This is a genomic window from Phyllobacterium trifolii, assembly GCF_014192095.1.
In the GTDB taxonomy this organism is placed as follows: Bacteria; Pseudomonadota; Alphaproteobacteria; order Rhizobiales; family Rhizobiaceae; genus Phyllobacterium; species Phyllobacterium trifolii.
Genome location: NZ_JACHXN010000006.1, coordinates 24916 through 51251, shown reverse-complemented (window position 1 = coordinate 51251; position 26336 = coordinate 24916). Strand labels below are relative to the sequence as shown.

Genomic DNA, 26336 nt, shown 5'->3' with positions numbered 1-26336 from the left:
GTTAGCGGCATTCACTTGGAGTGAATGCCGAATGAAATGTCTGCCTCAGTCTTGTCCTAGTCCGGCCGCAGCGCGGCGAGGGCGGCATCGAATTTCTGTTCTCCCCGTCGCGGCGCGCCGACAATGCGCCCGCGTTCGAGAACCAGCAGCCGGTCGGCGATCATTGCCTCCCGCCTGATATGCGTGGCGATAACGACGGAACGGCCTTGCATCTGCGCTTGCAGACGCTGCAGCACATCGCGAGCTCTGTCTCCATCGAGACCCTCGGTGGGCTCATCCAGCAGCCAGAGTGGCGTGTCGCGCAAAAGCAACCGCGCCAGCGCCAAACGGCGGGCCTGACCGCCGGAAATCCCAAACCCGCCTTCGCCAAGCATGGTATCCAGACCTGCCGGCAGGACGGCGACGAACTCTCCAAGGCCTGCTGTGGCGAGAACGTCGAGAAGCCGCGCATCGTCGGCGCCTCGATCGGCAAGCCGGAGATTGTCGCGCAGACTGTCCTGAAAGAGCTCTGTTCTCTGTGTCAGAAGGGTAGCGGGAAGGCGTTCAATGCTGCCTCCTGCAGCTGCGATCTCGCCAGCGATCAGTGCCAGCAGTGTGGACTTGCCGGCACCGCTCGCCCCGACAAGCGCGACGCGTTCACCGCGAACAAGCGACAGCGATATATCCCGAAGCGTCGGAAGAGCGGAGCCATCGTAGCAGACCGAAACATCTTCGAGCTGAACCGCCAGTTCACTTTGCGGCGAAGCCGGTAGTTCGGGGGAGGGGAGGGGGGCGATGTTCGGCCCGATGCGCTTGGCGGCAAGGACAGTGCGCCCGAGTTCAACCGCACCGCGACGCAGCCCCGCGAAGGGTTCCAGCGCCGCCAGCGCGATCAGCAGGCCGAGGGCCGCAACAGGCCCGCCGATCACCCCGCCACTGACCAACAAAGCCACCGCATAAAGGGTGCCGCCGAGCAGGATTGCCGAGGCTATGCCGAAACCGGCTGTGACGAACATCTCGATGCGATTGAGTGCATCATCCGTTTGCGACAGGCGGCGATCCGAAGCCATTACCGCGTTCCGCTGGGCGTCCTGCCGTCCGGCCATGACCAGGTCGATCTGCCCGGCGACAAGATCGATCGTGCGTGAGCGCAGGGTCTCCAGGGCGTGAGCACGGCGGCGCGATGGTTTTGCGGCGAAGCGGGCGGCAATCAGCGGAATGCCGAACCCGGTCAGCAGCAGCCACGACCCTGCGGCAAGACCCAACAGCGGATGCATGAGCCCGAGAGCGACACTAACGGCCAGCGCGGTGCAAAGCGCGACGGCTGCGGGGACGAGAATGCGCAGATAAAGCGAATCGAGAGCATCGATATCGGCAGTCAGGCGAAACAGCAGCCTTGCCGGACGCTTCAACAGCCTCTGGGCCGCTTGCGGTTGAGCCCAATTGCGGAAAACCTCTACGCGCAATCCCGCCAGCACACCAAGTGTTGCGTCGTGTGTGGTCAAGCGTTCGCCGTAGCGAGCGGCAGTACGGGCAAGAGCCAGAAAACGGATCGCTGCGGCAGGCGCAAAAACATCGAAAGCGAATGCAGTGGCTGACGACAGCCCCGCTATTGCCGTGGCGGTAATGAACCAGCCGGAAAGGCCAAGCAGGGCGATACCGGCGAGCACTGTTGCCGCCGCCAGCAGAGCGCCCGCCAGAAGCGCGGCGCGCCGCTCAGTGAGGAATAGCGCCAATATGGGTCGGAATGCGCTCCACAGGGCCATTACACGCCCTCCTGTGGTGTTTTCGACGGCAGGAGCACTACCCTGTCCATGCGGCTCGCCAGGACAGGATCATGCGTCGCGACGATGAGCGTCTTGCCAGCAGAGATCCTCAGCAGGCTATCCATGATTTCATTGGCGGTGATCGTATCGAGATGTGCGGTCGGTTCATCCGCGAGGATCAGCCCTGCATCCGGATTGGCCGCCGCGCGCGCCAAAGCAAGCCTTAAGGTTTCCCCGCCGGAAAGCCCCGATCCCCCTTCACCGATCGGCGCGTTTGCGTGCGCATTGGCCACGTCCTGCAGGGCGGCCTTGCCGAGCGCAGCTCCGATCTCATGGGATCCGATTTCCGGGCGGCCCAGTGCGACATTCTCCGCAACCGTGCCAGCGAAAATATGCGACTTCTGTCCGACCCAGGCAATGCCTGTCCGAAGCTCTGTCGCGGTGGCCGGTGTGAGCGGGATGTTCCCAATTGCAATCCGCCCGCGTGCGTAGGGCGCGAGTCCGGCGATCAGAGCGAGAAGCGTCGATTTTCCCGAGCCGCTTGGACCCAGCAGCGCAATGTGCTCAGCCGGCAAAACATCGAAGCTGAATTGGTCAAAAACCGCCGAGCTATTACCCTTGTGGTGGAATGTGATCTCTTCAACCTGGACGCCCGGAACTGCCGCATGGATCGCAGTTGTATGACTAGCACCCTTGTCGACACCCGGCAGGACAACGCCATCATCGGACAGCCTGTCCAAGGCTTCGATAGCGGCCTCGCCCGCAGCCCGGTCGTGCCAGACCGAGGACAACTCACGCAGCGGCTCGAAGAAAGTCGGTGCAAGCAAAAGAATAAACAGGCCTTCTGTCAGGCTCAAACGTCCGCCCCAGGCGCCGAAATTCAACTGGCCGAGCAGATGGAAACCAACATAGACGGCGACCATGGCGACGCCCAGTGCCGCAAACAACTCGAGTACCGCGGATGACAGAAATGCTATTTTGAGCACCGCCATCGTACGTACCCGCAGCGATTGCGCATTGTCGCGCAGGCGATGCGCGGTCGAATCCACGGCATCCAGTGAACGGATGGTGCCCAAACCGCGCAGCCGGTCGAGCAGGAACGCATTCATGCCGCCCATTTCGACAAGCTGCTTCTCGCTCGCCGCCTTGGCACGCCAGCCAATCAGCGCCATGAAAACCGGAATCAGAGGAGCGGAAACTAACAGGACTATAGCCACCGCCCAGGACAACGGCAGAACACAAAGCATGATAGCAATGGGAACAATCGTGGCCTTCAGCCGTGCCGGGCGAAACCGCGAAAGATAGGGCACGATGGCCTCTGCCTGCTCGGCGAGCACACTCGCCGCGAAACCGGAAGCGGGTCGATTCATATCGAGCGGTGAGCGCCGGGTCAGCGCGGCCACAGCCTTGTCGCGTTTCGTGGACAACACAGCGCGGGCGGCGCGAAAAGCAAGCCGGCTTCCAACCGCATCGAGCAGTGCCCGGAACACGCCAATCACAATGACGCCAAGGACCAGCCAGTGGATATTCGCCATTCCTTCGCCGGCAACGATCCCGCCCATGCCCATGGCGAGAAGCCAGGCCTGCGATAGCCACAGAAGAGAGGCGAGAACCAGAACGATGGACGCCACCCTGTCAGCACGTTCAGCGCCGGGAGAACTCGCGGATTTTTCCGCCAGATTTGATGACGCGGTCCGCAGCGCTTCCCGGTCATCCACAACACCACCTTGCGTGCGGAGCGCTATCGAGGACGAATGTGCTGCCGGTGCCATCACTTCAACCCTTCTCGGGAGAACGCTTCGACCTGCCAAGGGATACGATCTTGTCCTTCGCCTCCAGCAGTCTTGTGACTTTCGCGCCCAGCGTCAATAGGGTCGCCAAACGGTCCGTCTCAAGCTTCTTGACGTCGTCGTACCAATTGGTCAGTTGCTCGATCAGGCTGTGCATCTCACCCATTCGTGCCTGCGCATGGCGTTCTGCGTCGCTGGCCGGTTGCTGCATCAGGATTTCGCGCAAAACAGACAATGTCGGATCGACTTCGCGTTTCTTTCGCTCCTCTGCAAGTGTGCGCAAAATCTGCCAGACATCGTCCGGCGTCGTGAAGAAATCGCGGCGGTCATCGGGAAGATGTTTGAGCAGGACAAGGTTCCACGCCTGCAATTCGCGCAAGCTCATCGACACGTTCGAGCGGGAAATTCCCAGCGCATCGACGATCTGTTCGGCATTGAGCGGATCGGGCGAGACATAAAGCAGTGCATAGATCTGGCCGACGGTGCGGTTGATTCCCCACCGGCTACCCATTTCGCCAAAGTGCAGAACGAAGGATTGAACGAGCGGCGGTAGGTTCATCGGTGTATCCCGTTGCGACTGTTATTTCAGTAATTACTGAAATTACGATATTTAACAAATCGTAAATTTGCAAGGGGATTTTGGGGTGCACAGGAAAGGCGAGGGGAGGTCATGCAGACCGCAGCTTCTTAACCCTCCCCCTTGTGGGGAGGGGGCGGACCGCAGGTCCGGGGAGGGGACCTTTCTGGTCGCCGTCAGGCTTAACATCCAAGCTTCGAAGAGACCCCTCCCTGCTGCTGCGCAGCCTCCCTCCCCACAAGGGGGGAGGGTAAGAGGCGGCATCCTTGGATGCCAACTCTTGAACCTATGACCGCCGCAACAAAAAACCCGGCCCGATCGGAAGGATCGAGCCGGATTACAAAGGTGGCGTAGTAGCGTTTTGAGAATTCAGCCTGATGAGTCAGCTGGTGTGGTTTTTCGAGAACCGGAGCGCAGCGGACTTATTGGTCCGTGAGCAGCGGAAGCGTAGAAAACCGCATCAGATGCCCATCAGGGAGAAGAAATCAAAAGGCTTAGTTCAGACCCAGCTTCCCACGCAGGGTCGACAGGTCTTCGGCAAGCGTGTTGACGGCAGCAGCCAGCACAGCGCGGTCATCTTCGGTGAGCTTGTCATAGAGCTCATAGCCGTCAGCCGTCTTGTACTTGGCCAATGTCGTATCAACCTTGTCGAAGTTGCCCGATACCTTGGTCACAAAAGCACTGTCTTCCTTTTCGACCAGCGGACGCACCAGGTCGAAAATCTTGCGCGAGCCATCGAAATTGGCCTTGAAGTCCCAAAGATCGGTATGGCTGTAGCGGTCTTCTTCACCGGAAATCTTGGTCGCCGCAACTTCTTCCATTAGCGCCGCCGCACCGCCGACAACCTTCTCGGGTGGCAGGGTCAAATCGGTAACGCGCTTGTTGAGCTCGGTCACGTCGGCCATCAGCTTGTCAGCAAATGGTCCGAGGTCCTTGGTGCTGTTTTCGGTGAAGAGGCCATATTCGATACGGTGGAAACCGGTGAATTCCGGATCCTTCTCCGCCTTTTCATGGTCGTCGGCGCGTGAATCGATCGAACCATCGAGATCGCTGAACAACTCTGCGATCGGCTCGATCGCTTCGTAGCTCATGCGCGTAGAACCGAAGAGCGACTTCGCCTTGTCCACATCGCCTGCCTTGACCGCATCCGTGAATGCCTTGGTGTCGGTCACGAGTGTTTCAAGGTTTTCCGATACGTAGATCTTGTAGTCGGCGATTGGTTGAACGAGATCGAGCGGTGCAACCTCGGCATTTGCCATCCGCGGCAAAGCTGCAGCTGCAAGTGTCAACAGGCTGACAGACAGTACAAGTTTGAGTTTCATCCTTAGTCCCCTTAAGATTTGCGGACCACGTCGTGGCCCGCTGCTTCCAATAATGTCCGGCCGACAAAATCGCTTTCGTCCTGCGCGCCGGGTGGCGTGAAGAAAAAGCCGCCGCCAATCGGCTTGATGTATTCCTCGAGCGGTTCGCCATCGAGCTGACGCTGTACCGTGATGAAGCCCTTCTCCAGATCCGCCTGGTAGCAGATGAACAGGAGCCCCTGTTCGAGCTGGCCGGATTTGCTCACCCCGTTCGAATAGTTGAACGGGCGGCGAAGAATGAGGTTTGCTTCGGAAGCCTTCGTGCGAAAATTGGCAAGCCTTATATGCGCGTCGAGCGGCGTTACCGTCCCTTCCGGATCCTTGGAATAGTCGGGCACATCATGCTCGGTGTTTCCGCCGCCATGCGGTGCGCCAGTCGCCTTCTTGCGGCCAATGATTCGTTCCTGTTCGCCGAGCGGCGTACGGTCCCAACGTTCGACGAAATTGCGGATGATGCGCACTGCCTGATAGGATCCGCCGCGCGTCCATTCTGGCTCGGTCCCGTTCTCCGGCACCCAGACGATCTTGTCCATCAGCGCATTATTGTTGGCATCGGGATTGGCCGAACCGTCACGGAAACCGAGGAAATTGCGCGCGCTTTCGTGGGCTCCGTCCGGTTTCGGCGGCAGGACAGGCACCGAGCCTTCCTGTTTCCAGCGAAGCACCATCAGATCCGGCAGGTTTTTCAGGACGTCGCGCAGGGCGTGAATGTTCGTATCGGGCGTGTTCGAACTGATCTGCAACGCCAGGTCACCATGGCACAGATCGGCATCCAGCGCGTCATTGCGGGAGGCCTTCATGCGCGAAAGACGCGCAGGTTTGTGCGGCGCCAGCCAATCGCGGTCGTCGAAGAACGAAGAACCGAGCGAAACCGTGATGGTCAGATTGTCAGGCGGAACCACCGGCCCCAGCAGTCCCGAATCCGGCGGTGGCAGCTTGTCGTCCAGCTCTGGCGGCGTACCGCCCTGCATGAGGAAGGCGATGCGGCTCGATAGCGTCCGGAACAGCCGCTCCACGTCTGCCGGCGTTTCCGCCAGCACGTGAAACGAGGCGATCATGCCCGCCGCCGGGCGCGGCGTGACAATACCCGCCTGGTGCAGACCATAAAATGACTGGCGCTCCTGCGTCTTGTCGCTGACCGGCGCATCGGTGACCTGTCCGCCTTGCTTTTCCGCCGCGCGTGCCGTGGTCATTCCGGTAGCCAAGGCGCTGCCTGCAGCACCCACGCCGAAAAGCACGTTGCGCCGTGTTGTCACCAGTTTGTTGTCGTTGGTTGTCATCGCCGTTACTCCAGTCCTACGGCCGCGTTGAGCTTGCCGATCGCCTCGGCCAGCCCTTGCATTTTCTGCGCCAGTGCCTTGCGGCTATCCGCGTTCACCTTGTCGTAGGCTGGATAGCCGTCCGGACCCTTGAGTGCAGTCAACGCGCTAGTGGTCTCTGTCAGGCGGCTGTCGATATCAGCCACCACCTGTGGCGCGGCCTGCACCGCAACCGGCTTCAGCAAGGCCATCATCCGCGAAACCCCGGCAATATTGGCTTCGAAATCGGCAAGGTCGGTCTGCGCGTAATGATCTTCACCGGCGGTGATCTTCGTATCGGCAATCTGCCCGACAAGCCGGCCCGCGCCCTTGGCGATCTGCTCGGGCGGAATGCGCAAGCCGCGTATCCGGTCCTTCAGCGCCGTCACGTCGGCCAGCAGCTTCGCTGAGACTGGCGCCAGTCCGTCAAGGCTGTTCTTGGCGTAGAGGCCGTATTCCACGCGATGGAAGCCGGTGAAACCCGCGTCCTCCTCGCGCTTTTCGAGGTAGTCCGCCACCGGATCGATGGCATTGTGCAGATCGGCAAAGAGGTCTGCCATCGGTTCGATCTGCTTATAGGGAGCACGCGCCTTCTGATAGGATTCCCGCGCCTTTTCGAGATCGCCGGCCTTGACCGCGTCATCGAGCGCCTTCGTCGCCTTCACCAGCGAATTCGCCTGCATCGCCATGAACACCTGGAATTCGGCCAGCGGACCGATAAACGATACCAGCGCCGGCCGCGCAGCCTCGGCTTCGGACTCGGCCGAGGGTGTGACGTGCAAGGTTCCGCGCGGATTGTTGAGCAGGCCGCAGGTAATCTCGTAGGTTCCGGCCTTCAGTTTTGCCTGCATCGTCTGGGTAAAGCCCGGCACGATATTCTCGCGCTCTTCCAGAACCATCACGCCGTCGAGGATTTCCCACTCAAGCGCACGGTTGGATTTGTTGACGATGGTGAATGTCGAACGCCCGGCCGGAACCGTAATCTCGTTGGGATCACATGCGCTGTCGTTGATCGTGACAGTGATAGCCCCGTTTGAACCCGCCGATTTCAAACCTTTCGATGCATAGTAGAAGGCCACGCCGCCTGCGACGACGAGAAGGGCGGCCCCAGCAACCGCCAGCTTCATCAGCTTTTGCGATGAAGGGCGGGGAGAGCTGGAGCCGGCGGTTTGCGTCATATAAAATTTCTTTCGGGGTGGCGATCAATGGGAAGGTTGGGCGGCAGCTGTACGACTGCCCATTGGACGCAGGAACATGAAGATGCTGATGGATAGGAAGGCGACATAGACGATGACTTCGCCCAGCGTCGGCATGTCCTGGTAGCCGAACATTCCGGAGAGCAGCGTACCCAATGGGCTGCTGACCGGCAGGATCCCGCTCAGGTCGATGACGACTGTCTGGAGGCTGTTCCAGACGCCCGCCTCGTGGAAATGCCGCAACGTGCCCGCCAATATCCCGGCAGCGACCACCAGTATGAAAAGACCCGTCCAGAAGAAGAACCGGCGCAGATTGAGGCGGATACCGCCCATATAGATGCCGTAGCCAAGCACGATCGACACCAGAATGCCGAGAAGCGCGCCAAGCGGCGCATCGCTGTTGGTGCTCTGCTGGAAAATGGCGAGCAGGAAGAATACCGATTCGAGCCCTTCGCGGGCCACGGCGAAGAACACCATGGCAATCAGCGCAGGGGCCTGTCCTGTCGAATGCGAAAACGCCGAGTCGATCGAATGGTGGAGGTCGGATTTGATCGAGCGCGCAGCCTTGCGCATCCAGAATACCATCGACGACAAAACGATGACGGCAATCAGCCCGACAATGGCCTCGAAGAATTCCTGCGCCTTCTGGGGGAACTCGGCGCTGACCATCTGCAGCCCGGCTCCGACGAAGAGCGACAGCGCTATGGCAAGCAGAATCCCGACCCAAACCGCCGGCATCCATTCGCCACGACCGGTCTGTTTCAGATAGCTCGCGACAATGCCCACGATCAGAGCCGCCTCGATGCCCTCACGCAGCATTATCAGGAATGGAACCAGCATAGATCAGACCCTCGGCCAACCATTGGCGTCTCTTTGAGACGAGCCTGGCGCCGCGGGAGTCATAGACCGTCGCGAAAAACGAAGCAATAACAATCTATTAGAAGAATTCTAAGGAATAACCGGAGGAAATTTGTCAATTATTCCAATATGTTGATTGTTTCAATCCACAATCGAATGCAACCCGGCGTGGAGATGTCCCCCTGCGCCGCCACATTCTTTCCACAATCTCACCGCGCTGGCCGATACCCTCCCCCTTGCGGGGGCCGATGGCGGGCGAGACCCGTGGCTCGCCCCGGAAGACGGAGCGTAGCGACGGGGAGGGGTCTTTCTCTTATTTCGATGTTTCAAAGCCCCTCCCTGCTGCTTCGCAGCCTCCTCCCCACAAGGGGGAGGGTGAGGGGAACTTCGCTATGTCAAGGATCATCTTGTCAAAGGATTGGGTCGCTAGTGCGGAACGCTCGCCACGCCAAGCAATTGATCGACCGTGTCGCGATCACCCGCCAGTTGTTCCGAGGAACCATCCCATACAATACGACCGCGTTCGAGAATGATCACCCGTTCGGCAAAATCGAGAGCGCTCTGGATACGCTGCTCGACGAGCAGGATGGTCATCTCGCCGCTCGAGGCGAGTTGCGAAAACGCCGCCATCAGTTCCTCGCATATGACCGGCGCCAGCCCTTCCAGCGGTTCATCGAGCAGCAGCACAGTCGGCTTGCCGAGAATGGTGCGGGCGGTCGAGAGCATCTGCTGTTCCCCACCGGAAAGTTTTGCCCCGGAATTTGCCCGCCGCTCGTAGAGACGCGGGAACATGTCGTAAGCCTCGTGCAACGCACTGCGCGGCCTTCCCTTCAACCCGACGAAGAGGTTCTCTTCGACAGTCAGCGATGGAAAGATGCTGCGTGATTGCGGTACGAAGCCAAGCCCGCTCCAGGCCCGGGCGGAGCTTTCCATGTGGGTAAGGTCCGCATCGCCCAGTTTGATCGTGCCGTCATAGCGCCGTGTCTGCCCCGCAAGTGTTGCAAACAATGTCGTCTTGCCGACGCCGTTTCGCCCAAGCACCGCGATGCGCGAAGCAGCCTCGGCGGTGAAGGAAATATTTTCAAGGACCCGGGTTGGGCCGTAACCGGCGCTCAGACCTTTGACTTCAAGCCGCGCTGCCATTGGCATACCCTCCGAGATAGGCTTCGCGTACCCGCAAATCATTCGTCGCATCGACAGGCAGGCCGTCGAAGATGATTTCACCCGCCGCCAGCACGATCACCCTCTTGGCAAAACGAAAAACCAGATCCATGTCATGCTCGATCATCAGCACCGCGAGATCGGCAGGCAGTTGCGCCAATGCGTTTTCGATCAGGAACGTATCGCTGTGCGGCACGCCCGCCGCGGGTTCGTCGAGCAACAGCACCTTCGGTCGAAGCGTCAGCGCCAGCGCAATTTCCAAAAGGCGCTGTTGCCCATAAGAGATCTCGCTGACCGGCACCCGTCCCAGTGCCGTCAGATTGAGCGTCTCGAGAATTTCATATGTTTCGCGCATCACGTCCGGCATGGCCTGAAAGGAACCAGCCATCCGGCCGGACTTGCCTTGCCGCTGCAGGATCGCCAGCGCGACATGTTCTTCCGGGGTCATCTCGGCGAAAAGCCGTGTTACCTGAAACGAGCGAACCAGCCCGGCTCGCACGCGTTTCATAGGATTGAAATTCGAAATGTCTTCGCCGCCCATCAGGACCTGTCCGGAGTCCGGACGCAAATGGCCGGTTACCAGATTGACGAAGGTGGTTTTTCCGGCGCCGTTCGGGCCGATCAGCGCCACGCGGTCACCCTTGCACAGCGCCAGCGAGACATCGCGCGTGACGTTCAGCCCGCCAAAGGCCTTCTGGAGGTGATCGACCTCGAAGAGTGCACTCATTTGCCACCTCGCCTGTATCGCTCGACGAGGGTCGCGGCCGTGCCATAAAGCCCCTTGGGCGCAAACAGCACCACGGCAATCAGCAGTGCGCCGACGATCGTCAGCCAATGGAACGGATTGGCGGCAGAGACAAGGTCTTCGATCCAGACAAAGGCAATCGTGCCGATCAGCGCTCCATAGAGCGAGCCTACTCCACCCAGAACCAGCATGACGAGTGCTTCGGCGGAATTGGTGAAGCTCAGGCTGTCGAGGCCGACGACCTGGGTCGATACCGCATTGAAGGCGCCGCCGACACCCGCGACCAACCCCGAGATCACATACATCTTGATCAGGGTGAGCTTGACCGAGGCACCCATTGCGCTGACCCGAACAGGATCCTGCCGGATACCCCGGCAAAGCATGCCGAAGGGTGACCGGACCAGAATGCGCAGGAGTATGAATACAAGGAGGAGCAGGACGATGCCAAAGACATAGGCGGTACGGCCCCAGAGATCGAACTCGAAGACGCCGAGGATGGGATCGGGCGAGATGCCGGAAAGCCCATCGCTGCCTCCGGTATATTCCGATGCCTTGTTGGCGGCCTCGTGAAAGAGGTGGATGATGGCGATGGACAGCACAAGCTGGGCGAGGCCATGTCCGCGCAGGATGACGACGCCCGAAATCAGCCCCGCCAAAGCACCGCCAACTGCGCCGATGGCGATCATGGTGAGCGGTTCGGTGATCCCGAAATGCGCCGCGGCGATCCCGGCCGCATAGGCGCCGCTGCCGAAGAGTGCGGCATGGCCGAGCGTCGCAACGCCGCAATATCCGGTCACCAGATCGAGCGACAGGACCAGCAGCATGATCGCGATCATGCGTGTCAGCAGCGCCAGATTGTTGGGAAACAGGAAGTATCCGGCTATGGCCGCAACCAATATGGCGGCGATGCCAATGAGGTCGCGCTGCCAGCCCCTGTTTTCGGCAGGCATCGCGGTGACAGATGCCCCGGCGCTCATTTGGCTCTTCCCATCAGACCACGCGGAAACACCCAGACGATGGCGATCACCGCGAGATAGAAGAAGAACTCGCCATATTCCGGCACGAGGTAGCGCCCGGTCGTATCGATGGCACCCAGCAGCAGGCAGGCGATCAGCGCGCCGGGGATGGAGCCCGCACCGCCAACCGAAACGACGACAAGAAACGTCACCATGTAGCGCAGGGCGTAATAGGGTTCGACCGGCAACAGTTCCGCACCGATCACCCCGCCAAAGGCTGCAAGCCCAACAGCAAGCGCGAAACTTGCTGCATAGACGATCTTGGTGCGAACGCCGAGCGCCGCCGCCATCGCCGTATTGTCCACCGAGGCGCGCAGTTTGACACCGAAGGACGTGCGCTCGATCAGATACCACAGCCCCAACGCAACAACCACACCGCAGCCGATGGCAAACAGCTTGTGCGCCGCGATGGTACGGAAACCGATATCGACGGGACCCTGCAGTCCAGTGGGGAGGGGGATTGTCTTCAGCGTCGGACCGAACACGTAATTGGCAAGGCCGATGACGCAAAAGGTGATGCCAATGGTCATCAGCACCTGCGTCAGCTCCGGTGCGCCGTAAATCCGCCGATAGAGAAAACGTTCCAGGGGAACGGCAATGATGATCGTGCCAAGCACGGCAATCACGATCGCCAGGCCATAGGCAAGCCCGAGATCGCGCGCCGCATAGGAAGCGATATAGCCCCCGATCATGGCGAATGCGCCGTGGGCGAGGTTGATCACCCGCATCAGGCCCATGGTCACCGAAAGGCCGATCGAGATGACGAACAGGATCATCCCGTAGGCCAGGGCATCGACGCCAATGCTGAAGAACGTCTGCATCACATCATCCCGGTTGGCGCTTCGGGCGCGGGGCTATTTTGCAGCCGCCAATCCCGGATCCGGCTGCTTCTCAAACGTCTTGATTTCCTTGTTGAAGTAGACGCCGTCGGCACCCTTCGATACTTCACGCAGATAGATGTTCTGGGTGATGTGGCGCGTTTCCGGATCGATCGAGACCGGACCGCGCGGGCTTTCCCAAGTGAGGCCCTTAACGGCATCGACTGCCTTCTGCGCATCCTGCTTGCCGCCGGTCGCTTCGATCATCTTGCTGATGACATACATGCCATCATAGGCGCCGACCGAAGGGAAGGAGAGTTCGGCCGGGTTGCCGATCGCCTTTTGGGCCGCGGCGACAAATGCCTTGTTCTCCGGTGAATTGTGCGCCAGTGAATAATGGAACGTCGTCAGGATGCCGAGGCCCGCATCGCCAATCACCGGCAGGTCGGATTCCTGCGTCAGGTCGCCCGGCGCGAGAAACTGGATGCCCGCCTGCTTCAGGCCGTTCTCGTTATAGGCCTTGACGAAACCGAGCGTGGTCGGGCCCGACGGCAGGAAGGCAAAAACCGCCTGTGCCCCGGAATTGCGCACCCGCTGCATCACCGGACTGAAATCATTGGTCGACAGCGGCATGCGGATGGATTCGACAACCTTGCCGCCTTCTTTCTCGAACGTCGTCTTGAACGCGTTCTCCGCATCGACACCCGGGCCGTAATCGCTGACGACTGTAATTGCCTTCTCCACACCGCGCTCGCGCGCTATCTTCGCCATCGGCGCAGAGGTCTGCCATGTGGTGAATGACGTGCGGACAACCAGCGGGCTCTTGGTGACGATGGCCGACGTCGCCGCGTTCATGATGACCATAGGCACATTCGCCTGCTTGAGCAGGGGAGTGACCGCCATGGCGTCCGGGGTGAAATAGAAGCCGGCGAGATATTGCACGCCTTCCTTGACCACCAATTCCTGCGCCAGTGCTTTCGACTGGGCCGGATCGGCCTGCGGCACATCCCGGTAGAGGATTTCAATCGTGTTCTCGCCGACCTTGTTACCATGGGTTGCTATATAGGCGTCGATGCCCGCCTTGAAGTTTTTACCCTGTATCGCGAATGGTCCCGAGAAGGGTCCGACAACGCCAATCTTGATGACTTCGGCATAGGCGCTCGCACTCATCAAAATTGATGCGGCGAGGGCCACAATGAGCTTTTTCATGGTTCCTCCCTCAATCGAAAATGGCTTTTTCAGAACATTGCACACGACCAGCGGTTTCCGAAGCGGGAATGAAACGAAAAAATGCGATTCTCACATAAGACCTGGCGATTCTGGTGCAAGAAATGCGGATTCTGGCGCAAGATTTTCCACTCGCAATTGCATTTTAGTTGCGTGTGGTTGAAATCACGCCTTGCCAAGGCTCTCAATCGAACCGAGCAACGTGCTGGCCGAGCGCAGCGCGGTCGTTGTCGTTGCAACCATGGATGGCAATATCATCCACTCCAAAGTCCATGCGGCACCCGAACGTTCCTGCTCGTGAACCAAGGCGTGGTGCATGCCGGAAACTTGCGTGGCATTGTAACGGGCGAGCGCAACCAGAAGTTCAGCAAGGACCGGATTTTGCTTGTGCGGCATCGCCGACGACTTGCCGCCACCGCTCAATTTGAGCTCCGTCGAGCCTTGTGCAAGAAGCGCAATATCCTGGCCGATTTTGCCAAGCGAACCTGAAATCAGCGATACAAAGTCAGCAAATTCAACGATGATGTCGCGCTGACTGTGCCATTGCGGTGTATCGTGAAGGCCGAGTAGGGCGGCCATTCGCTCGCGAACCGCTGGTCCTTTATCCCCCAGTTTCTCCAGCGTTCCTGCCGCTCCGCCGAATTGGATCACCGGGAAATCGAGCTTCAATAGATCGAGGCGCTTGCGATGACGCAGCAGCGGTGTGCGCCAGGATTCGATACGGTCCCTGACTGTTATCGGGATGGCCGCCTGCATGCGGGTATGCCCCATCAAGCCATTGTTCCCAAACGCCTTTTCAAGTTGATCCAGATCGGCGATGATACCGGACAATCCGGTTTCGAGGCGTGTCATTACCGCCTTCAGCCGGATCATCAGGCTCGTGTCGATGACGTCCTGGCTGGTCGCTCCGAGATGCACGGACGCGCGATGCTCTAACGGAATCGTCTCGCGCAATTGCCGGATAAGTTCCGGGATGACGACACCATCCAATGCAACCGCCGATTTGAGTGCGGCCATGTCGGGTGAAAAAGCCTGGCACGCCTTTTCAATGGCCTCAGAGGCCGCGTTTTCGATAATATTTTCAGTAGCTTGCGCCTTGGCCAAAGCGCTTTCGAACTGAAGTATTGCCGCAATATCGCTCTCCGCCGAGAACCATTGCGCTGCTTCTTCATCGCCGATCAAACCGGATAAAAACGGATGATCGAAAGGAGAAATACTCATCGCCTATACATCGAAAAAGATGGTTTCCTTGTCGCCTTGCAGATAGATATCAAAGACATAGCTCGACCCATCGCGTTTCGCGATCAACGTCGGGACGCGATTGCGATGCTCGATGCGTTGCAGGATCGGGTCCTTGTCATTCGCCTCTTTCTCGTCGTCGAAATAGACCCGCGTCTGCAACCCTATGTTGATCCCTCGCGCCACGATCCAGACCGTGACATGCGGCGCCATCATACGCCCGTCCTTGAAGGGAACCTGTCCCGGCTTCACCGTTTCGAAGCGATATTCGGCCGTCTCCATGTCCGTCGGACAGCGTCCCCACCCTGTAAAATTGGGATCGGCGGTGCCGCGCAACTCGGATGGACTGTTGTAGAGCCCCTTGCTGTCGGCCTGCCAGATCTCAAGCAAGGCGTCACGCAATGGCGTTCCGGTGCCGTCGAAAACCCGCCCGCGGAGAGTAATTCGCTCGCCCAACGTCTTGTCATTGACCATAGAGATGCCAAGATCGTTCTCGTAAACCCCTGTAATCTCACAGAAATTCGGCGTGCAGCCGATATGGACATATGGTCCCGCTGTCTGCGAGGGCGTTTCCTTCAGGTAGCCCAATTGTTGCACCATCAGTTGCCCTCCATGCGGTTTTCGAACAGGGTCGAGCGGCGGCCACGCAACACGATATCGAATTTATAGGCGCGTGCATCCATCGGAATGGTGTTGTTCATATCGAGCGCCGCGATGAGCTGTTCTATTGCTGCCTTGTCCGGAATGGATTTGACGATCGGGCAATTCCAGATCATCGGATCGCCCTCGAAATACATCTGGGTAATCAACCTCTGCGCGAAACCATGGCCGAACACCGAGAAGTGAATATGCGCCGGGCGCCAGTCATTCACACCGTTCGGCCAAGGATATGCCCCCGGCTTGACCGTGCGAAATCGGTAGTAGCCATCGTCGTCGGTGATGGTCCGGCCGCACCCGCCGAAATTGGGATCGAGCGCCGCAAGATATCCCTCGCGCTTGTGCCGATAGCGTCCACCTGCATTGGCCTGCCAGAATTCCAGGAGTGCACCCGCAACACCCTTGCCGCGTTCGTCTACAACTCTGCCGCGAACAATAATGCGCTGCCCGATCGCGCTCTCGCCGGGCTTCGCATAATTGTAGATAAGATCGGCGTCGAGTTCGCCCAGCATCGAATGGCCGAACACCGGACCGGTGATCTCCGAGAGTGTATTATCGAATGAAATCAACGCTCTCTGCGGCGAACGCACGACGCTCGTCTTGTACTCTGGCGTATAGGCTGGCGGATGCCACTGCCTGTCGCGCTGAAAGAATGCGCCGGTCTCCGGCTTCCTGTTGGACATTGTGGGCCTCCCGTCAGGCTGTCTTTTCGGCTGCAGCGAGGTCTTTATAGACCTGCTTCGCCAGTTTAATCGCATGGTTGGCCGCCGGAACGCCCGCATAGATTGCAACGTGCAGCAGCGCCTCGCAAATATCGTCCTGGGTCGCGCCAGTGTTCGCCGTCGCCTTGATATGCATGACCAGTTCCTCGTTTTGGCCCAATGCTGCCAACAGCGCGATGGTTACAATCGAGCGCTGCCGCTTCGTCCAGCCCGGCCGCGACCAGACATGACCCCAAGCTGCTTCAGTGATAAGCTGTTGAAATGGCTCGTCAAAGGCCGTCTTGTTTGCCTCGGCGCGATCGACATGTGCATCGCCGAGGACAATCCGGCGTGTTTTCATGCCTTCAGCATAGCGACGGGAAGGAACGTCTGCAGACGTCATGCTTTTTCTCCAAGTTGAAACTCGTCGATAAATGCCCGTATCACCGCCGTCAGCGCTTCCGGCTGCTCCACGCAGGGAATATGTCCTGCGTCCTTGATCACCTCGTAACGTGAACGAGGAATGAGCTTCGCCAGCGAAAGCACAACTTCCGGTGGCGTTGACCCATCCTGATCGCCAACGATGCAAATGGTCGGGACCGCGATGCGCGATGCTTCGATTGTAAAATCGGCATCGCGCAACGCAGCACACGTCCCGATATACCCTCCGATGGCCTGGCGGGTCAGCATATTGCGATATCCGGCAAGTTCGTCACGACGCTGCTTGTGGAAGGGAGGAGTGAACCATTTTTCGAGCACACCATCCGCGATGGCTTCAATGCCGCCTTGCTCAAGCGCCGCGATGCGGGCCACCCACATCTCCGCAGAGCCGATCTTATGGGCGGTATCGCAAAGGATCAGTGCACGCACCAGATCCGGCCGCGCCGCATAGAGTCCTTGCGCCACCAGTCCGCCAACCGATAGGCCACAGATAACCGCGTTCCTGACCTCAAGATAATCAAGGAGACCTGCAAGGTCAGCGGTGTGATCATCGATGGAATAGGGCGCCGTACCAATATCCGAAAGACCATGTCCGCGCATGTCATATGTCACGATGGCGAAATCGCCGACAAGGCGAAGGATTACATCGCGCCAGATACGCAAGTCGGTACCAAGGGAATTTGCAAAGACCAACACGGGCTTGCCTTCCGGTGCCCCGATCAATTGATAGTGCAGTGTTAAGCCATTGCTAGAAACGAATTGCACAGAAGCCTCCCATTCAATAAGCCATCATGGATTATCCGTTTGGTTAGGTAAAATAATATTCTATCGCATTCTCTTAACTGATGGGTTATGAAACTCCATGATCGACAGTCGCATCAAGTTTCGCCATCTGCAAACTTTTCTGGAAGTCGCACGTCAGAAGAGCGTGATGAAGGCAGCAGCAATCCTTCATATCAGTCAACCGGCTGTCACCAAAACAATCCGTGAAATGGAAAACGAGCTTGGGGTTGCCGTATTCGAACGCGACGGCCGCGGCATCAGGATCACGCGTTATGGCGAGGTGTTCCTTCGCCACGCCGGCGCCGCCATCACGGCATTGCGCCAAGGCATTGATTCGGTTTCCAATGAACGGTCGGGGGAGGGCGTCCCCATCCGCATTGGCGCTTTACCGACAGTGTCTACCCGCGTGATGCCGCATGCCATCAGTTTGTTTCTGCAAGAGGGAACGCAAAGTCGCATCAAGATTGTTACGGGCGAAAACGCAGTGCTGTTGGAGCAGCTTCGCCTCGGCGATCTCGATCTCGTTGTTGGCCGCCTTGCAGCTCCTGAGAAAATGACGGGATTCTCGTTCGAACATCTCTATTCGGAGCAGGTGGTTTTCGCCGTCAGCGCCAGTCATCCGCTCCTGAACTCACAACAGGATATCTTTTCGCTTCTTGCCGATTTTCCCATTCTCATGCCAACCAGGGCATCGATTATCCGGCCCTTCGTCGACCGTTTTCTCATCGTCAATGGGGTAGCAAACCTGCCTACGCAAATCGAGACGGTATCCGACGCGTTCGGCCGCGCCTTTGTTCGCTCCAGTAACGCGGTTTGGATTATTTCATCGGGCGTCGTTGCCAATGACGTCGACGATGGGAGTTTGGCGCTTTTGCCCATAGACACAAGCGAAACCAGGGGGCCGGTTGGCCTCACGATCCGCGCTGACATAACGCCTTCACTACCGTTGATGATCCTGATGCAGACTATCCGCGAAGCAGCAACTGAAGGGTCACCAAACTAAACCAGCAGGCCCGCAAGCGTATCGCGAGTTGATTGCATCACCGGTAGATAGGTTGTGACCATTTCATCAACAGTAACCCTCGGTGCCTGTGCACCGACGTTAAGTGCCGCAATAGTGGTACCTCGCATATTGCGCACCGGGATGGCAATCGAACAGAGACCAATCTCCAATTCCTGATCGATGACGGCATATCCCTGCTCGCTTATCAGTTGCAACTCAGCCATCAACTCAGCAATAGTCGTTTTTGTATTCGGCGTATTCGCTTTGCGGTTGCTACTCTCCAGAATACTCTTCGCATCGCCGTCATTCATTGCGGCGAGCAAGACTCGCCCCATGGACGAGCAATAGGCGGGCAGGCGGCTTCCGGGATTAAGATTGATCGACATGACCCGCTTATGAGATGCCCGGGCGATATAAACGATCTCATTGCCATCGAGGACGGAAGCCGATGCGCTTTCGCCGGTCTTTTCCGACAGTTGATCAAGAAAAGGCTGTAGCAGGCGGGGCAAGGGAGTCGCCGTAAGATAGGAATGGCCAAGACGCAGTATTCGCGGTGACAGCGAGAAGAATTTGCCATCGTAGTCGGCATAGCCGAGTTGTGCCAACGTCAAGAGACAGCGCCGGGCGGTTGCGCGTTCGAGGCCGGTAATTCTCGATATGTCCGTTATTGAAAGACGCGGATTCGCTGCATCGAATGCCTCGATTACCGAGAGGCCCTTGGCAAAACCACTGATGAAGTCTGTTTCTCGCATACCAAACTCTAGCACGCTTTGTGCGATATACGAACAAAAATCAGATAACGCACAAAAGATTTGACCTTTCGGCCAATGAAGCACTAATCAAAAGATGAGGAATTCTAGATAGGGAGAGAGATGTGGCGCGGATTTGCACGCTTTCCGAAGCGATTGAAGAGAATGTCAGGGACGGCGATTCCATTGCGATGGAAGGCTTCACCCACCTGATCCCCTATGCGGCTGGCCACGAAATCATCCGGCAGGATCGCAAGGAGCTTTTTCTCATCCGGATGACACCAGACCTGATTTATGACCAGTTGATCGGCGTCGGCGCAGCACGCGGTATGAAATTCTCCTGGGGCGGCAATCCGGGCGTTGGCTCGTTGCACCGTTTTCGCGATGCAGTCGAGAACCAATGGCCACGCCCGCTCGAAATCGAGGAGCATTCGCACGCCGCCATGGCAAACGCCTATGAGGCTGGGGCGGCCAACCTGCCATTCGCGATGCTCCGCGGCTATATCGGCGCGGATCTTGCAAAGGTTAACCCGAACATCAAATCGATTACCTGCCCGTTCACTGGCGAAGTCCTTGCTGCTGTCCCGTCGATTCGCCCCGACGTCTCTATTATCCACGCCCAGCGCGCAGACCGCAAAGGCAATGTGCTGATCGAAGGCATCTCCGGCGTCCAAAAAGAAGCTGTGCTTGCGGCCAAACGCTCGATCGCCACGGTGGAAGAAATCGTTGATGAACTCGACCCGCCATCACCCAATGCGGTGGTTCTGCCGACATGGGCCGTCAGCTCCGTTGTTCATGTACCTGGCGGTGCGTTTCCGTCGTATGCGCACGGCTACTATGCACGCTCCAACGCTTTTTACATTGCCTGGGACAAGATCGCACGTGACCGCGATAGTTTTACGGCCTGGATCAAGGAGCACGTGCGTGGCGGAAAGCCCGAAGATTTCGCACGCCATGTCGGCAAGCGTTCGGCAAAAGCAGCGTAAGGAGTATCGTCATGTCGATTGAATTTACACCAACAGAGATGATGACGATCGCTGCAGCCCGCGCTTTGACCAATGATGACGTGTGTTTCGTCGGCATCGGCGCGCCATCGGCAGCATGTAACGTTGCGCGGCTTACCCACGCGCCGGATATCACACTTATCTACGAAAGCGGCACGATCGGAACCAAACCTGACGTTCTGCCGCTTTCGATCGGCGATGGTGAACTGTGCGATACCGCCTTGTGCACGGTGTCCGTGCCGGAGATGTTCCGCTACTGGTTGCAGGGCGGACGCATTACCACTGGCTTTCTCGGCGGCGCGCAGATCGATCGGTTCGCCAATCTGAACACGACCGTTGTCGGTGACTATGACAAGCCGAAAGTTCGCCTGCCGGGTGGCGGCGGCGCACCCGAAATCGCCGGCAATTGCGGCCAGATCTATATAACCATGGCGCTCAACAAGCGTGGTTTTGTCGACCATCTCGACTTCATCACGTCGATGGGGCACGGAGAGGGCGGCGATCATCGGGCGGGGCTTGGGATGAAGACCAAGGGTCCGACACGCGTTATCACCGACCTTTGTATATTTGAGCCCGATGCTGCAACCAAGGAATTGACGGTTGTATCGATCCATTCGGGTGTGAGCCGCGCGACGATCGAAGAGAATTGCGGCTGGCCGGTTCGCTTTGCTGAGACAGTCGCGGAAACTCCGGTGCCGACGACAGCCGAAATCTCCGTGCTCCGCGACATCAATGCCCGCACCAAGAAAGCACATGAGGCTGCCTGATGACCGAAGTTTACATCTGCGATTATATACGCACGCCCATCGGTCGCTTTGGCGGAACCCTGGCCTCCGTTCGCGCCGATGATCTTGGCGCAATTCCGTTAAAGGCACTGATCGAACGCAATAAAAGTATCGATTGGGAAGCTATTGACGAAGTGATTTACGGTTGCGCCAACCAGGCTGGCGAAGATAATCGCAATGTGGCGCGCATGGCGCTGCTGCTCGCCGGGCTTCCAGTGAGCGTCCCCGGAACAACCATGAACCGCCTGTGCGGCTCGGGTATGGATGCCGTCATCACTGCCGCCCGTGCGATCAAGGCTGGCGAAATCGAACTTGCGATCGCCGGCGGTGTCGAATCCATGTCTCGCGCCCCTTTCGTAATGCCGAAAGCGGAAAGTGCATTTTCGCGCCATGCCGAGGTTCACGACACAACGATCGGTTGGCGTTTCATCAATCCACTGATGCAGCAAGAATATGGCGTCGATTCAATGCCTGAGACTGGCGAGAACGTTGCCGAGGACTTCAATGTATCGCGTGCAGATCAGGATGCTTTTGCCGTGCGATCCCAGCAAAAGGCCGGGACGGCAATAGCGAACGGACGCCTTGCCCGCGAAATCACGCCGGTCACGATTCCGCAGCGCAAGGGTGATGCAATCATTCTTGACCAGGACGAACATCCGCGTCCCCAAACCACAATCGAGCAACTGGCGAAACTCCCCACGCCGTTCCGTAAAGGCGGGTCGGTTACAGCGGGCAATGCATCGGGCGTCAACGACGGCGCGGCAGCACTGATCGTCGCTTCCGAAGCCGCCGCGAAGAAGTATGGCCTGACCCCGATTGCCCGTATCGCCGGTGGCGCAACTGCTGGTGTACCGCCCCGTATCATGGGTATCGGGCCGATCGCAGCCTCCGTGAAGCTCTGTGCCCGGCTTGGCATTTCGCCGAAAGATTTCGATATCATCGAACTCAACGAGGCGTTTGCCTCGCAGGGACTCGCGACACTTCGGGCGCTTGGCATTGCCGATGATGCCGAGTTCGTCAATCCGAATGGCGGCGCTATAGCGCTGGGTCATCCACTTGGCATGAGCGGTGCCCGGATCACAGGCACCGCTGCGCTGGAACTCAATCTGCGTGGCGCGAAACGCGCACTTGCCACCATGTGCATTGGCGTTGGGCAAGGGATTGCCGTCGCACTCGAGAGAGTTTGAACGGACGATTTGGCGCGCTCGCGAAATCCAGACAAAAATTCCCGCTGGTTTGCTATCTCGATTTGGCTGTACCGGCCTGGCGCGTTTCTTGTGCGCGTAGCCGCGCCAGCGTCCTCTCGGCCCATTGCCAATCCGGCGCAAGTTCGGTGCTTCGAACTGCAGCGTCGATAGCCTTGTCGCGTTGCCCGTTCACCTCGTAGAGTTGCGACCTCAGCATGTAGACTTCCGCGCGTTCGCGTGCATGGAAGAGTGTTTCGAGCAAGCGATCTGTGGCGATCAGACCTTGCTCCGGATTCGTCTTGCTGCGAACGCGAAGGTTGGAAAGCTTCAGCAGCGGCCAGGTCCATTCGGGCTTCGCATCGGATGCGCGCACAAACGCTTCGGCAGCATCTTCGATATTGTTCAAAGCTTCATGGCAGCGCCCGAGCAACTGCCAAGCATCGGACGAATCCGGCCGGCGAGCAATGTATTCGCGCAAAGCGTCAGTGCAGGGCTCGTATTTCTGTTGCCGGAACAGGACCTGCGCGAGCTGATAATTCCACCAATCGACGCTGCGATCGAGTTCGATCGCTTTGCGCAGTTGCGCTTCGGCCTCTTCAGGTTGTTCAAGGCGCATCAGGGTCAAGGCCAGTTGATGCCGCGAGCGCGCATTCCAGGGCTCAGCGCCGACTGCGCGCTCGGCGTAAATACGCGCCTCATCGAGCTTCTCACCAAGGCGAGACAATTCGACCGAGACTATGTGCTGTGCTTCTGGATTATCCGGGTGATGGTTTTTCAGCTCCGCAACAAGATCAGGGGGGACGGCTTTGCCGCTATGTGCGGACAACAGGGCCTGGTAGACAGCGCGAACCGGGAAGATGGCAGGTTCGATGCTGGCCGCTTGTTGTGTTGCGAATGCCAAGTCTTCCTTCGACAGAAGCTTCAGCTTGGTACGAACCACCGAAGCGTAGGTGAAGCGCGGCGTATCGACGGGTGGCTCGATCAAGAAGCGTTCGACGAATTGCGACAGGACAACATCCGGCTGGTAGGCTTCGACCAACTCGCGATCAAATGATTTGCCGTAGACATAGACGAGCGTGCTGAAACTCTCCTTTAGGAACGGCAACAGGTTGCCGCCAAAGGAATCGCCGAACATCACGCAGCGCGGCAGCGTTGTGTCCTTGTTGATAAAAACCCTGATCCGCCCGCGGTTCGGAATGCGGTTGTCGAAGGCGAGGCGGCCAGTTGCACCTTCAATGCGGGCGGACAAAGTGGGCGCCGAGACAGGTGGTTCGAACTTGATACCCAGATCACCGATATAGGGAACCTCTTCAAACGCCACCCGCGACCCTTCCACCCGCAGCGGTTCGATGCCACTATTCGAAAGGCCTGCGCAAAAGGCTTGATAGCCGATATAGGCCCCAAATCCGCTCCAGTGCGTATCACTTTTCGGATAGGTCAAGCCTTGCATTTTTCCCGCGCGGATTGCCTCAAGAGGATAAATGATTTTCCGGGAACGTTGCGTACCAAGGGCCGCCATTATCTGGTGGATAGGACGTTGTTCGGCAATTTCCACCCAGTCCGGAAGTTGTTCTGAATAGACGAGCTCCTTGTTCGGAGCGACGAACACCAGGTGTTGAGCACCGACCGAAGCTATATATTGATCGCGTTCGAGGATCAGTTTTCGCCAAGCGTCAACACCCTGCTGATCCAGCAAATGACGGCCAGTGATCTGGTCGATAACGCGATTTGAATCATGATCGAGAAAAATCCAGCCATTTTTGCCCAGGAGATATTTCTTGCTCTTGTCTGCGCGCGACGTGGAAACGAAATCATCACTCATGAACACCTCCAGAGCGGCACGTCCTGCCACTCGCTGTTTTGGAATACGCGAATGCTTTTCACCGAGGTTGCCGCGCCATCCACATCGCCGTCATCTTTACCGGCGAAGGACGCGACCGCGTTGCTGAAGAGAAGCTGCGCAGGCGTGTGTGCGAAGGTGTTCCCGGCCTCGTAGATTTTCCGGTCATCAAAGAAGAACTGAAACCGGTCCTTGCTCCACAGCATGCCATAGCGATGGAAAGCATCGGCCAGTTTCAAGCGCGGGCGGTAGGTCTTGGATAAAACCTGCCTGTCAGGTAGCCAGCGGCGCGCTGTCACTTGAACCAGATTGGGATACTTGGCTTCTGCCACGTCGAGCTCAAAGCGGGTATCGCCTTCACTCTCCCGCACGGAGGTAAGCCAGAACGCGTTGTTGACGCCGGGCTCATTGGCGATCTTCATTTCGCACTCGAAATAACCGTAGCATTGGCGAAAATCGCGCGTTCGCACATACCCGCCACTGAACGGTCGCTTGTCACTCAACTTGCCCGTGTTGCGGCCAAGTTTCAATGAAAGCCCGGCGCCCGAAATTGCAACATTCCCAGGTATCCGGATGCTCCTTGTCTCTCCGCCGCTGTCATTAACCTTGATCCAGCGTTGATCGAAGCCGGCATTGTCGGTGAAATCGTCATTGAACGAGAGTTGCCAATTGCCGCCCGCGCGCTGAAGTGGCGCGGGAATATCTGAGCAAAGCGCGTGAGCAAGTGCAGGCCGCGCCAACAATCCAGCCGAAGCAATCCCCAAGCCCGCAAGGCTCAGGAAGGAACGTCGGCTGAATTGCGCGCGGCCGTGCCTCATACTGCAGCCTTGGCTGGAGCTTCCTTAAGGCTGCGCAGGCTGGTTTCGAGATTCCAGGCACGATTACGCAAGGTTTCCACCTCTCCGGTCATGAAGTCGATCTCGCTTCGGAACCATGCCACGGCTTCGTGGATATTGTGCGGAACCTGCACAAGATTGGGTACCGACAGCGGCTTGTCTGCAGGTGCAGCCACAGGCTTTGGCAGCACGTGGTTCAGCTTGTTCTCGGTCAGGAACCGATGATATTCGGCATAGTTCAGACGATAAACGTGCTGAACCTTGGAGAAGTCCGCCTTTTCGAGCATTTTTTCGAGATTGATCGGCAGATAGTCCTCGATCTCGATCGATGGAATCGCAAACAGCGAGGACAATTCCCGTATACGCGAATCATAGGTGAAGAATACCGCCGGAATTCCCTGATGCAGGGCTATAACATTGCCGTGCAGCCGGAAACCAACCATCACATCCACATTTGCAGCTGCGTCGGCCGCCCATTCCTCGATATCGAAAAAGGCGCTCATGCGATTGTTGAGCATCTCTTCCGCCTCGGCGTGGCCAAGCAGGTTGAACTTGGTGAGGATGGCCTTGATGTTGTCCTGCTTCTCCTTGCCGGAGGAGAAAATAGCAAGTGTCTCTTCGCGTTCGCCCTGTGAGTACAGTTTGCTCGAAGGACGCTTGGCGACTGCATCGATCAACGCGCGCTGCATCCGGTTGGTCTTGGTTGCATTGCTGGCATAGTCAGCAGAAAGATATTTATTTAGTGTCAGGCCGACGCGGGCAGTTGCCGGATCGATGGATTTGATCGTGATCGAGGGGCGCAAGGAACGGTAAAAGCTCGGGCAGCCGATCACCCGCACATTCTTGATGCCGAGATCGTTGAATATCTCCGCGCTGTAGAAGCCACGAACACCAATCGTCTCGCATTTGTCGGCGATGATCTTCCACGCCTCGACGGTGCCTTTTGGCACGTTGAGCTTCTTGTACTTGCCGGCCTGTGCACCGACACCGATGGCGACGACCGGGCCTTTGAGCTTCTTGAGCAGCGGCACGACATGGGCGAGATCGACGGTTTCCGTCAGATAGTTCGAACCGCGTACGACCGTAGCATCATAAGTTCCGTCTTGCGGCCAGAGCTTTTCGTTACCGGCGTGGGAGAACTGCACGTTCTTGATGTCGTCGTAGGCGAGGGCCTTGAGTGTGGCATCGTAGACGAGAACGTCGCCTGTGTTGATGCCACCCTTGTTGAAGGCCGCGAGCGGGTCCTCAAACTTCAAATAGGCGGATTTGTTGCCAGGCTTGACCGCGGCGCCACCATTCAGAACAAAAAGTTTCTTCAT

25 protein-coding genes are annotated in these 26336 nt (G+C 58.1%); 4 read left to right on the top strand and 21 right to left on the bottom strand.

The features are described from left to right. Nucleotides 1-56: 56 nt before the first annotated feature. The 17 genes from cydC to pcaD form a co-directional block, all read right to left on the bottom strand. Complete coding sequence (gene cydC, locus FHS21_RS10795) at nt 57-1745, bottom strand: thiol reductant ABC exporter subunit CydC (RefSeq protein ID WP_112531166.1); 1689 nt, start codon at nt 1743-1745, stop codon at nt 57-59. Further along, on the bottom strand, nt 1745-3517 hold the full coding sequence (gene cydD / locus FHS21_RS10790; protein ID WP_112531167.1) for a thiol reductant ABC exporter subunit CydD: 1773 nt from the start codon (nt 3515-3517) through the stop codon (nt 1745-1747). Before cydD ends, cydC begins: the two co-directional genes overlap by 1 nt. Nucleotides 3518-3521: 4 nt before the next feature. Continuing rightward, nucleotides 3522-4094 carry a GbsR/MarR family transcriptional regulator gene (locus FHS21_RS10785; protein ID WP_112531168.1) on the bottom strand — a complete coding sequence of 191 codons (573 nt, stop codon included), beginning with the start codon at nt 4092-4094 and terminating at the stop codon, nt 3522-3524. A 512-nt stretch (nt 4095-4606) separates the two neighbouring features. Beyond that, a complete protein-coding gene (gene efeO / locus FHS21_RS10780) occupies nt 4607-5434 on the bottom strand; it encodes an iron uptake system protein EfeO (RefSeq protein WP_112531169.1) in 828 nt (275 codons plus the stop codon). An 11-nt stretch (nt 5435-5445) separates the two neighbouring features. Further along, nucleotides 5446-6753, bottom strand: coding sequence for an iron uptake transporter deferrochelatase/peroxidase subunit (gene efeB, locus FHS21_RS10775; protein ID WP_112531170.1), 1308 nt, complete (start codon nt 6751-6753; stop codon nt 5446-5448). A gap of 5 nt (nt 6754-6758) precedes the next feature. Further along, entirely contained in the window at nt 6759-7949 is a 1191-nt protein-coding gene (gene efeO, locus FHS21_RS10770) for an iron uptake system protein EfeO (RefSeq protein ID WP_112531171.1), read from the bottom strand. Nucleotides 7950-7973: 24 nt separating this feature from the next. Continuing rightward, nucleotides 7974-8807 carry an iron uptake transporter permease EfeU gene (gene efeU / locus FHS21_RS10765; protein ID WP_112531172.1) on the bottom strand — a complete coding sequence of 278 codons (834 nt, stop codon included), beginning with the start codon at nt 8805-8807 and terminating at the stop codon, nt 7974-7976. A 444-nt stretch (nt 8808-9251) separates the two neighbouring features. Continuing rightward, nucleotides 9252-9974 (bottom strand): ABC transporter ATP-binding protein, encoded by a 723-nt coding sequence (locus FHS21_RS10760; RefSeq protein WP_112531173.1) that lies wholly within the window; start codon nt 9972-9974, stop codon nt 9252-9254. Next, entirely contained in the window at nt 9952-10713 is a 762-nt protein-coding gene (locus FHS21_RS10755) for an ABC transporter ATP-binding protein (protein WP_183661897.1), read from the bottom strand. The genes FHS21_RS10760 and FHS21_RS10755 overlap by 23 nt, the downstream gene beginning before the upstream one ends. Continuing rightward, entirely contained in the window at nt 10710-11708 is a 999-nt protein-coding gene (locus tag FHS21_RS10750; RefSeq protein ID WP_112531175.1) for a branched-chain amino acid ABC transporter permease, read from the bottom strand. The genes FHS21_RS10755 and FHS21_RS10750 overlap by 4 nt, the downstream gene beginning before the upstream one ends. Continuing rightward, nucleotides 11705-12568 carry a branched-chain amino acid ABC transporter permease gene (locus tag FHS21_RS10745; RefSeq protein ID WP_112531176.1) on the bottom strand — a complete coding sequence of 288 codons (864 nt, stop codon included), beginning with the start codon at nt 12566-12568 and terminating at the stop codon, nt 11705-11707. Before FHS21_RS10745 ends, FHS21_RS10750 begins: the two co-directional genes overlap by 4 nt. Nucleotides 12569-12601: 33 nt before the next feature. Continuing rightward, nucleotides 12602-13774, bottom strand: a complete 1173-nt coding sequence (locus tag FHS21_RS10740) for an ABC transporter substrate-binding protein (protein ID WP_183661896.1) — start codon at nt 13772-13774, stop codon at nt 12602-12604. A 183-nt stretch (nt 13775-13957) separates the two neighbouring features. Continuing rightward, nucleotides 13958-15013, bottom strand: a complete 1056-nt coding sequence (locus FHS21_RS10735) for a 3-carboxy-cis,cis-muconate cycloisomerase (RefSeq protein WP_112531178.1) — start codon at nt 15011-15013, stop codon at nt 13958-13960. Nucleotides 15014-15016: 3 nt separating this feature from the next. Further along, nucleotides 15017-15628 (bottom strand): protocatechuate 3,4-dioxygenase subunit alpha, encoded by a 612-nt coding sequence (gene pcaG, locus FHS21_RS10730; protein WP_183661964.1) that lies wholly within the window; start codon nt 15626-15628, stop codon nt 15017-15019. Between the two features lie 2 nt (nt 15629-15630). Then, on the bottom strand, nt 15631-16371 hold the full coding sequence (gene pcaH, locus FHS21_RS10725; RefSeq protein ID WP_112531180.1) for a protocatechuate 3,4-dioxygenase subunit beta: 741 nt from the start codon (nt 16369-16371) through the stop codon (nt 15631-15633). Nucleotides 16372-16384: 13 nt separating this feature from the next. After that, entirely contained in the window at nt 16385-16792 is a 408-nt protein-coding gene (gene pcaC / locus FHS21_RS10720; protein WP_112551804.1) for a 4-carboxymuconolactone decarboxylase, read from the bottom strand. Beyond that, a complete protein-coding gene (gene pcaD, locus FHS21_RS10715) occupies nt 16789-17595 on the bottom strand; it encodes a 3-oxoadipate enol-lactonase (protein ID WP_112531182.1) in 807 nt (268 codons plus the stop codon). The genes pcaC and pcaD overlap by 4 nt, the downstream gene beginning before the upstream one ends. A 97-nt stretch (nt 17596-17692) precedes the next feature. Between pcaD and pcaQ the strand changes: the two genes are divergently transcribed. After that, a complete protein-coding gene (gene pcaQ / locus FHS21_RS10710; RefSeq protein ID WP_112531183.1) occupies nt 17693-18616 on the top strand; it encodes a pca operon transcription factor PcaQ in 924 nt (307 codons plus the stop codon). On the opposite strand, the gene FHS21_RS10705 is transcribed toward pcaQ, so the two are convergent. Continuing rightward, nucleotides 18613-19368, bottom strand: coding sequence for an IclR family transcriptional regulator (locus tag FHS21_RS10705; RefSeq protein ID WP_112531184.1), 756 nt, complete (start codon nt 19366-19368; stop codon nt 18613-18615). The two genes, pcaQ and FHS21_RS10705, sit on opposite strands and share 4 nt — an antisense overlap. Before the next feature lie 122 nt (nt 19369-19490). Between FHS21_RS10705 and FHS21_RS10700 the strand changes: the two genes are divergently transcribed. Genes FHS21_RS10700 through pcaF form a run of 3 tightly spaced genes read left to right on the top strand, consistent with a single transcriptional unit; the run spans nt 19491 to nt 22341 of the window. Next, nucleotides 19491-20351 carry a CoA transferase subunit A gene (locus FHS21_RS10700; protein WP_112531185.1) on the top strand — a complete coding sequence of 287 codons (861 nt, stop codon included), beginning with the start codon at nt 19491-19493 and terminating at the stop codon, nt 20349-20351. An 11-nt stretch (nt 20352-20362) separates the two neighbouring features. Next, nucleotides 20363-21136: a CoA-transferase subunit beta gene (locus FHS21_RS10695; RefSeq protein ID WP_112531186.1), complete on the top strand. Its 774-nt coding sequence runs from the start codon at nt 20363-20365 to the stop codon at nt 21134-21136. Then, nucleotides 21136-22341 carry a 3-oxoadipyl-CoA thiolase gene (gene pcaF / locus FHS21_RS10690; protein WP_112531187.1) on the top strand — a complete coding sequence of 402 codons (1206 nt, stop codon included), beginning with the start codon at nt 21136-21138 and terminating at the stop codon, nt 22339-22341. The genes FHS21_RS10695 and pcaF overlap by 1 nt, the downstream gene beginning before the upstream one ends. A gap of 52 nt (nt 22342-22393) precedes the next feature. Here the strand turns inward: pcaF and FHS21_RS10685 are convergent, their stop codons facing one another. From FHS21_RS10685 to FHS21_RS10675, 3 genes are read right to left on the bottom strand one after another with little or no spacing between them, the layout of a single operon-like run. Next, nucleotides 22394-24163 (bottom strand): CDC27 family protein, encoded by a 1770-nt coding sequence (locus tag FHS21_RS10685; protein ID WP_112531188.1) that lies wholly within the window; start codon nt 24161-24163, stop codon nt 22394-22396. Beyond that, on the bottom strand, nt 24160-24999 hold the full coding sequence (locus FHS21_RS10680) for a glycoside hydrolase family 16 protein (protein ID WP_183661894.1): 840 nt from the start codon (nt 24997-24999) through the stop codon (nt 24160-24162). Before FHS21_RS10680 ends, FHS21_RS10685 begins: the two co-directional genes overlap by 4 nt. Then, a complete protein-coding gene (locus tag FHS21_RS10675) occupies nt 24996-26336 on the bottom strand; it encodes a polysaccharide pyruvyl transferase family protein (protein WP_112531190.1) in 1341 nt (446 codons plus the stop codon). Before FHS21_RS10675 ends, FHS21_RS10680 begins: the two co-directional genes overlap by 4 nt.

Excerpts from the sequence above, each read along its gene's own strand:
- cydC (WP_112531166.1), bottom strand. The coding sequence starts at position 1,745 with ATGGCCCTGTGGAGCGCATTCCGACCCATATTGGCGCTATTCCTCACT.
- cydD (WP_112531167.1), bottom strand. The coding sequence starts at position 3,517 with ATGGCACCGGCAGCACATTCGTCCTCGATAGCGCTCCGCACGCAAGGT.
- FHS21_RS10785 (WP_112531168.1), bottom strand. The coding sequence starts at position 4,094 with ATGAACCTACCGCCGCTCGTTCAATCCTTCGTTCTGCACTTTGGCGAA.
- efeO (WP_112531169.1), bottom strand. The coding sequence starts at position 5,434 with ATGAAACTCAAACTTGTACTGTCTGTCAGCCTGTTGACACTTGCAGCT.
- efeB (WP_112531170.1), bottom strand. The coding sequence starts at position 6,753 with ATGACAACCAACGACAACAAACTGGTGACAACACGGCGCAACGTGCTT.
- efeO (WP_112531171.1), bottom strand. The coding sequence starts at position 7,949 with ATGACGCAAACCGCCGGCTCCAGCTCTCCCCGCCCTTCATCGCAAAAG.
- efeU (WP_112531172.1), bottom strand. The coding sequence starts at position 8,807 with ATGCTGGTTCCATTCCTGATAATGCTGCGTGAGGGCATCGAGGCGGCT.
- FHS21_RS10760 (WP_112531173.1), bottom strand. The coding sequence starts at position 9,974 with ATGCCAATGGCAGCGCGGCTTGAAGTCAAAGGTCTGAGCGCCGGTTAC.
- FHS21_RS10755 (WP_183661897.1), bottom strand. The coding sequence starts at position 10,713 with ATGAGTGCACTCTTCGAGGTCGATCACCTCCAGAAGGCCTTTGGCGGG.
- FHS21_RS10750 (WP_112531175.1), bottom strand. The coding sequence starts at position 11,708 with ATGAGCGCCGGGGCATCTGTCACCGCGATGCCTGCCGAAAACAGGGGC.
- FHS21_RS10745 (WP_112531176.1), bottom strand. The coding sequence starts at position 12,568 with ATGCAGACGTTCTTCAGCATTGGCGTCGATGCCCTGGCCTACGGGATG.
- FHS21_RS10740 (WP_183661896.1), bottom strand. The coding sequence starts at position 13,774 with ATGAAAAAGCTCATTGTGGCCCTCGCCGCATCAATTTTGATGAGTGCG.
- FHS21_RS10735 (WP_112531178.1), bottom strand. The coding sequence starts at position 15,013 with ATGAGTATTTCTCCTTTCGATCATCCGTTTTTATCCGGTTTGATCGGC.
- pcaH (WP_112531180.1), bottom strand. The coding sequence starts at position 16,371 with ATGTCCAACAGGAAGCCGGAGACCGGCGCATTCTTTCAGCGCGACAGG.
- pcaC (WP_112551804.1), bottom strand. The coding sequence starts at position 16,792 with ATGACGTCTGCAGACGTTCCTTCCCGTCGCTATGCTGAAGGCATGAAA.
- pcaQ (WP_112531183.1), top strand. The coding sequence starts at position 17,693 with ATGATCGACAGTCGCATCAAGTTTCGCCATCTGCAAACTTTTCTGGAA.
- FHS21_RS10705 (WP_112531184.1), bottom strand. The coding sequence starts at position 19,368 with ATGCGAGAAACAGACTTCATCAGTGGTTTTGCCAAGGGCCTCTCGGTA.
- FHS21_RS10695 (WP_112531186.1), top strand. The coding sequence starts at position 20,363 with ATGTCGATTGAATTTACACCAACAGAGATGATGACGATCGCTGCAGCC.
- pcaF (WP_112531187.1), top strand. The coding sequence starts at position 21,136 with ATGACCGAAGTTTACATCTGCGATTATATACGCACGCCCATCGGTCGC.
- FHS21_RS10685 (WP_112531188.1), bottom strand. The coding sequence starts at position 24,163 with ATGAGTGATGATTTCGTTTCCACGTCGCGCGCAGACAAGAGCAAGAAA.
- FHS21_RS10680 (WP_183661894.1), bottom strand. The coding sequence starts at position 24,999 with ATGAGGCACGGCCGCGCGCAATTCAGCCGACGTTCCTTCCTGAGCCTT.
- FHS21_RS10675 (WP_112531190.1), bottom strand. The coding sequence starts at position 26,336 with ATGAAGAAACTTTTTGTTCTGAATGGTGGCGCCGCGGTCAAGCCTGGC.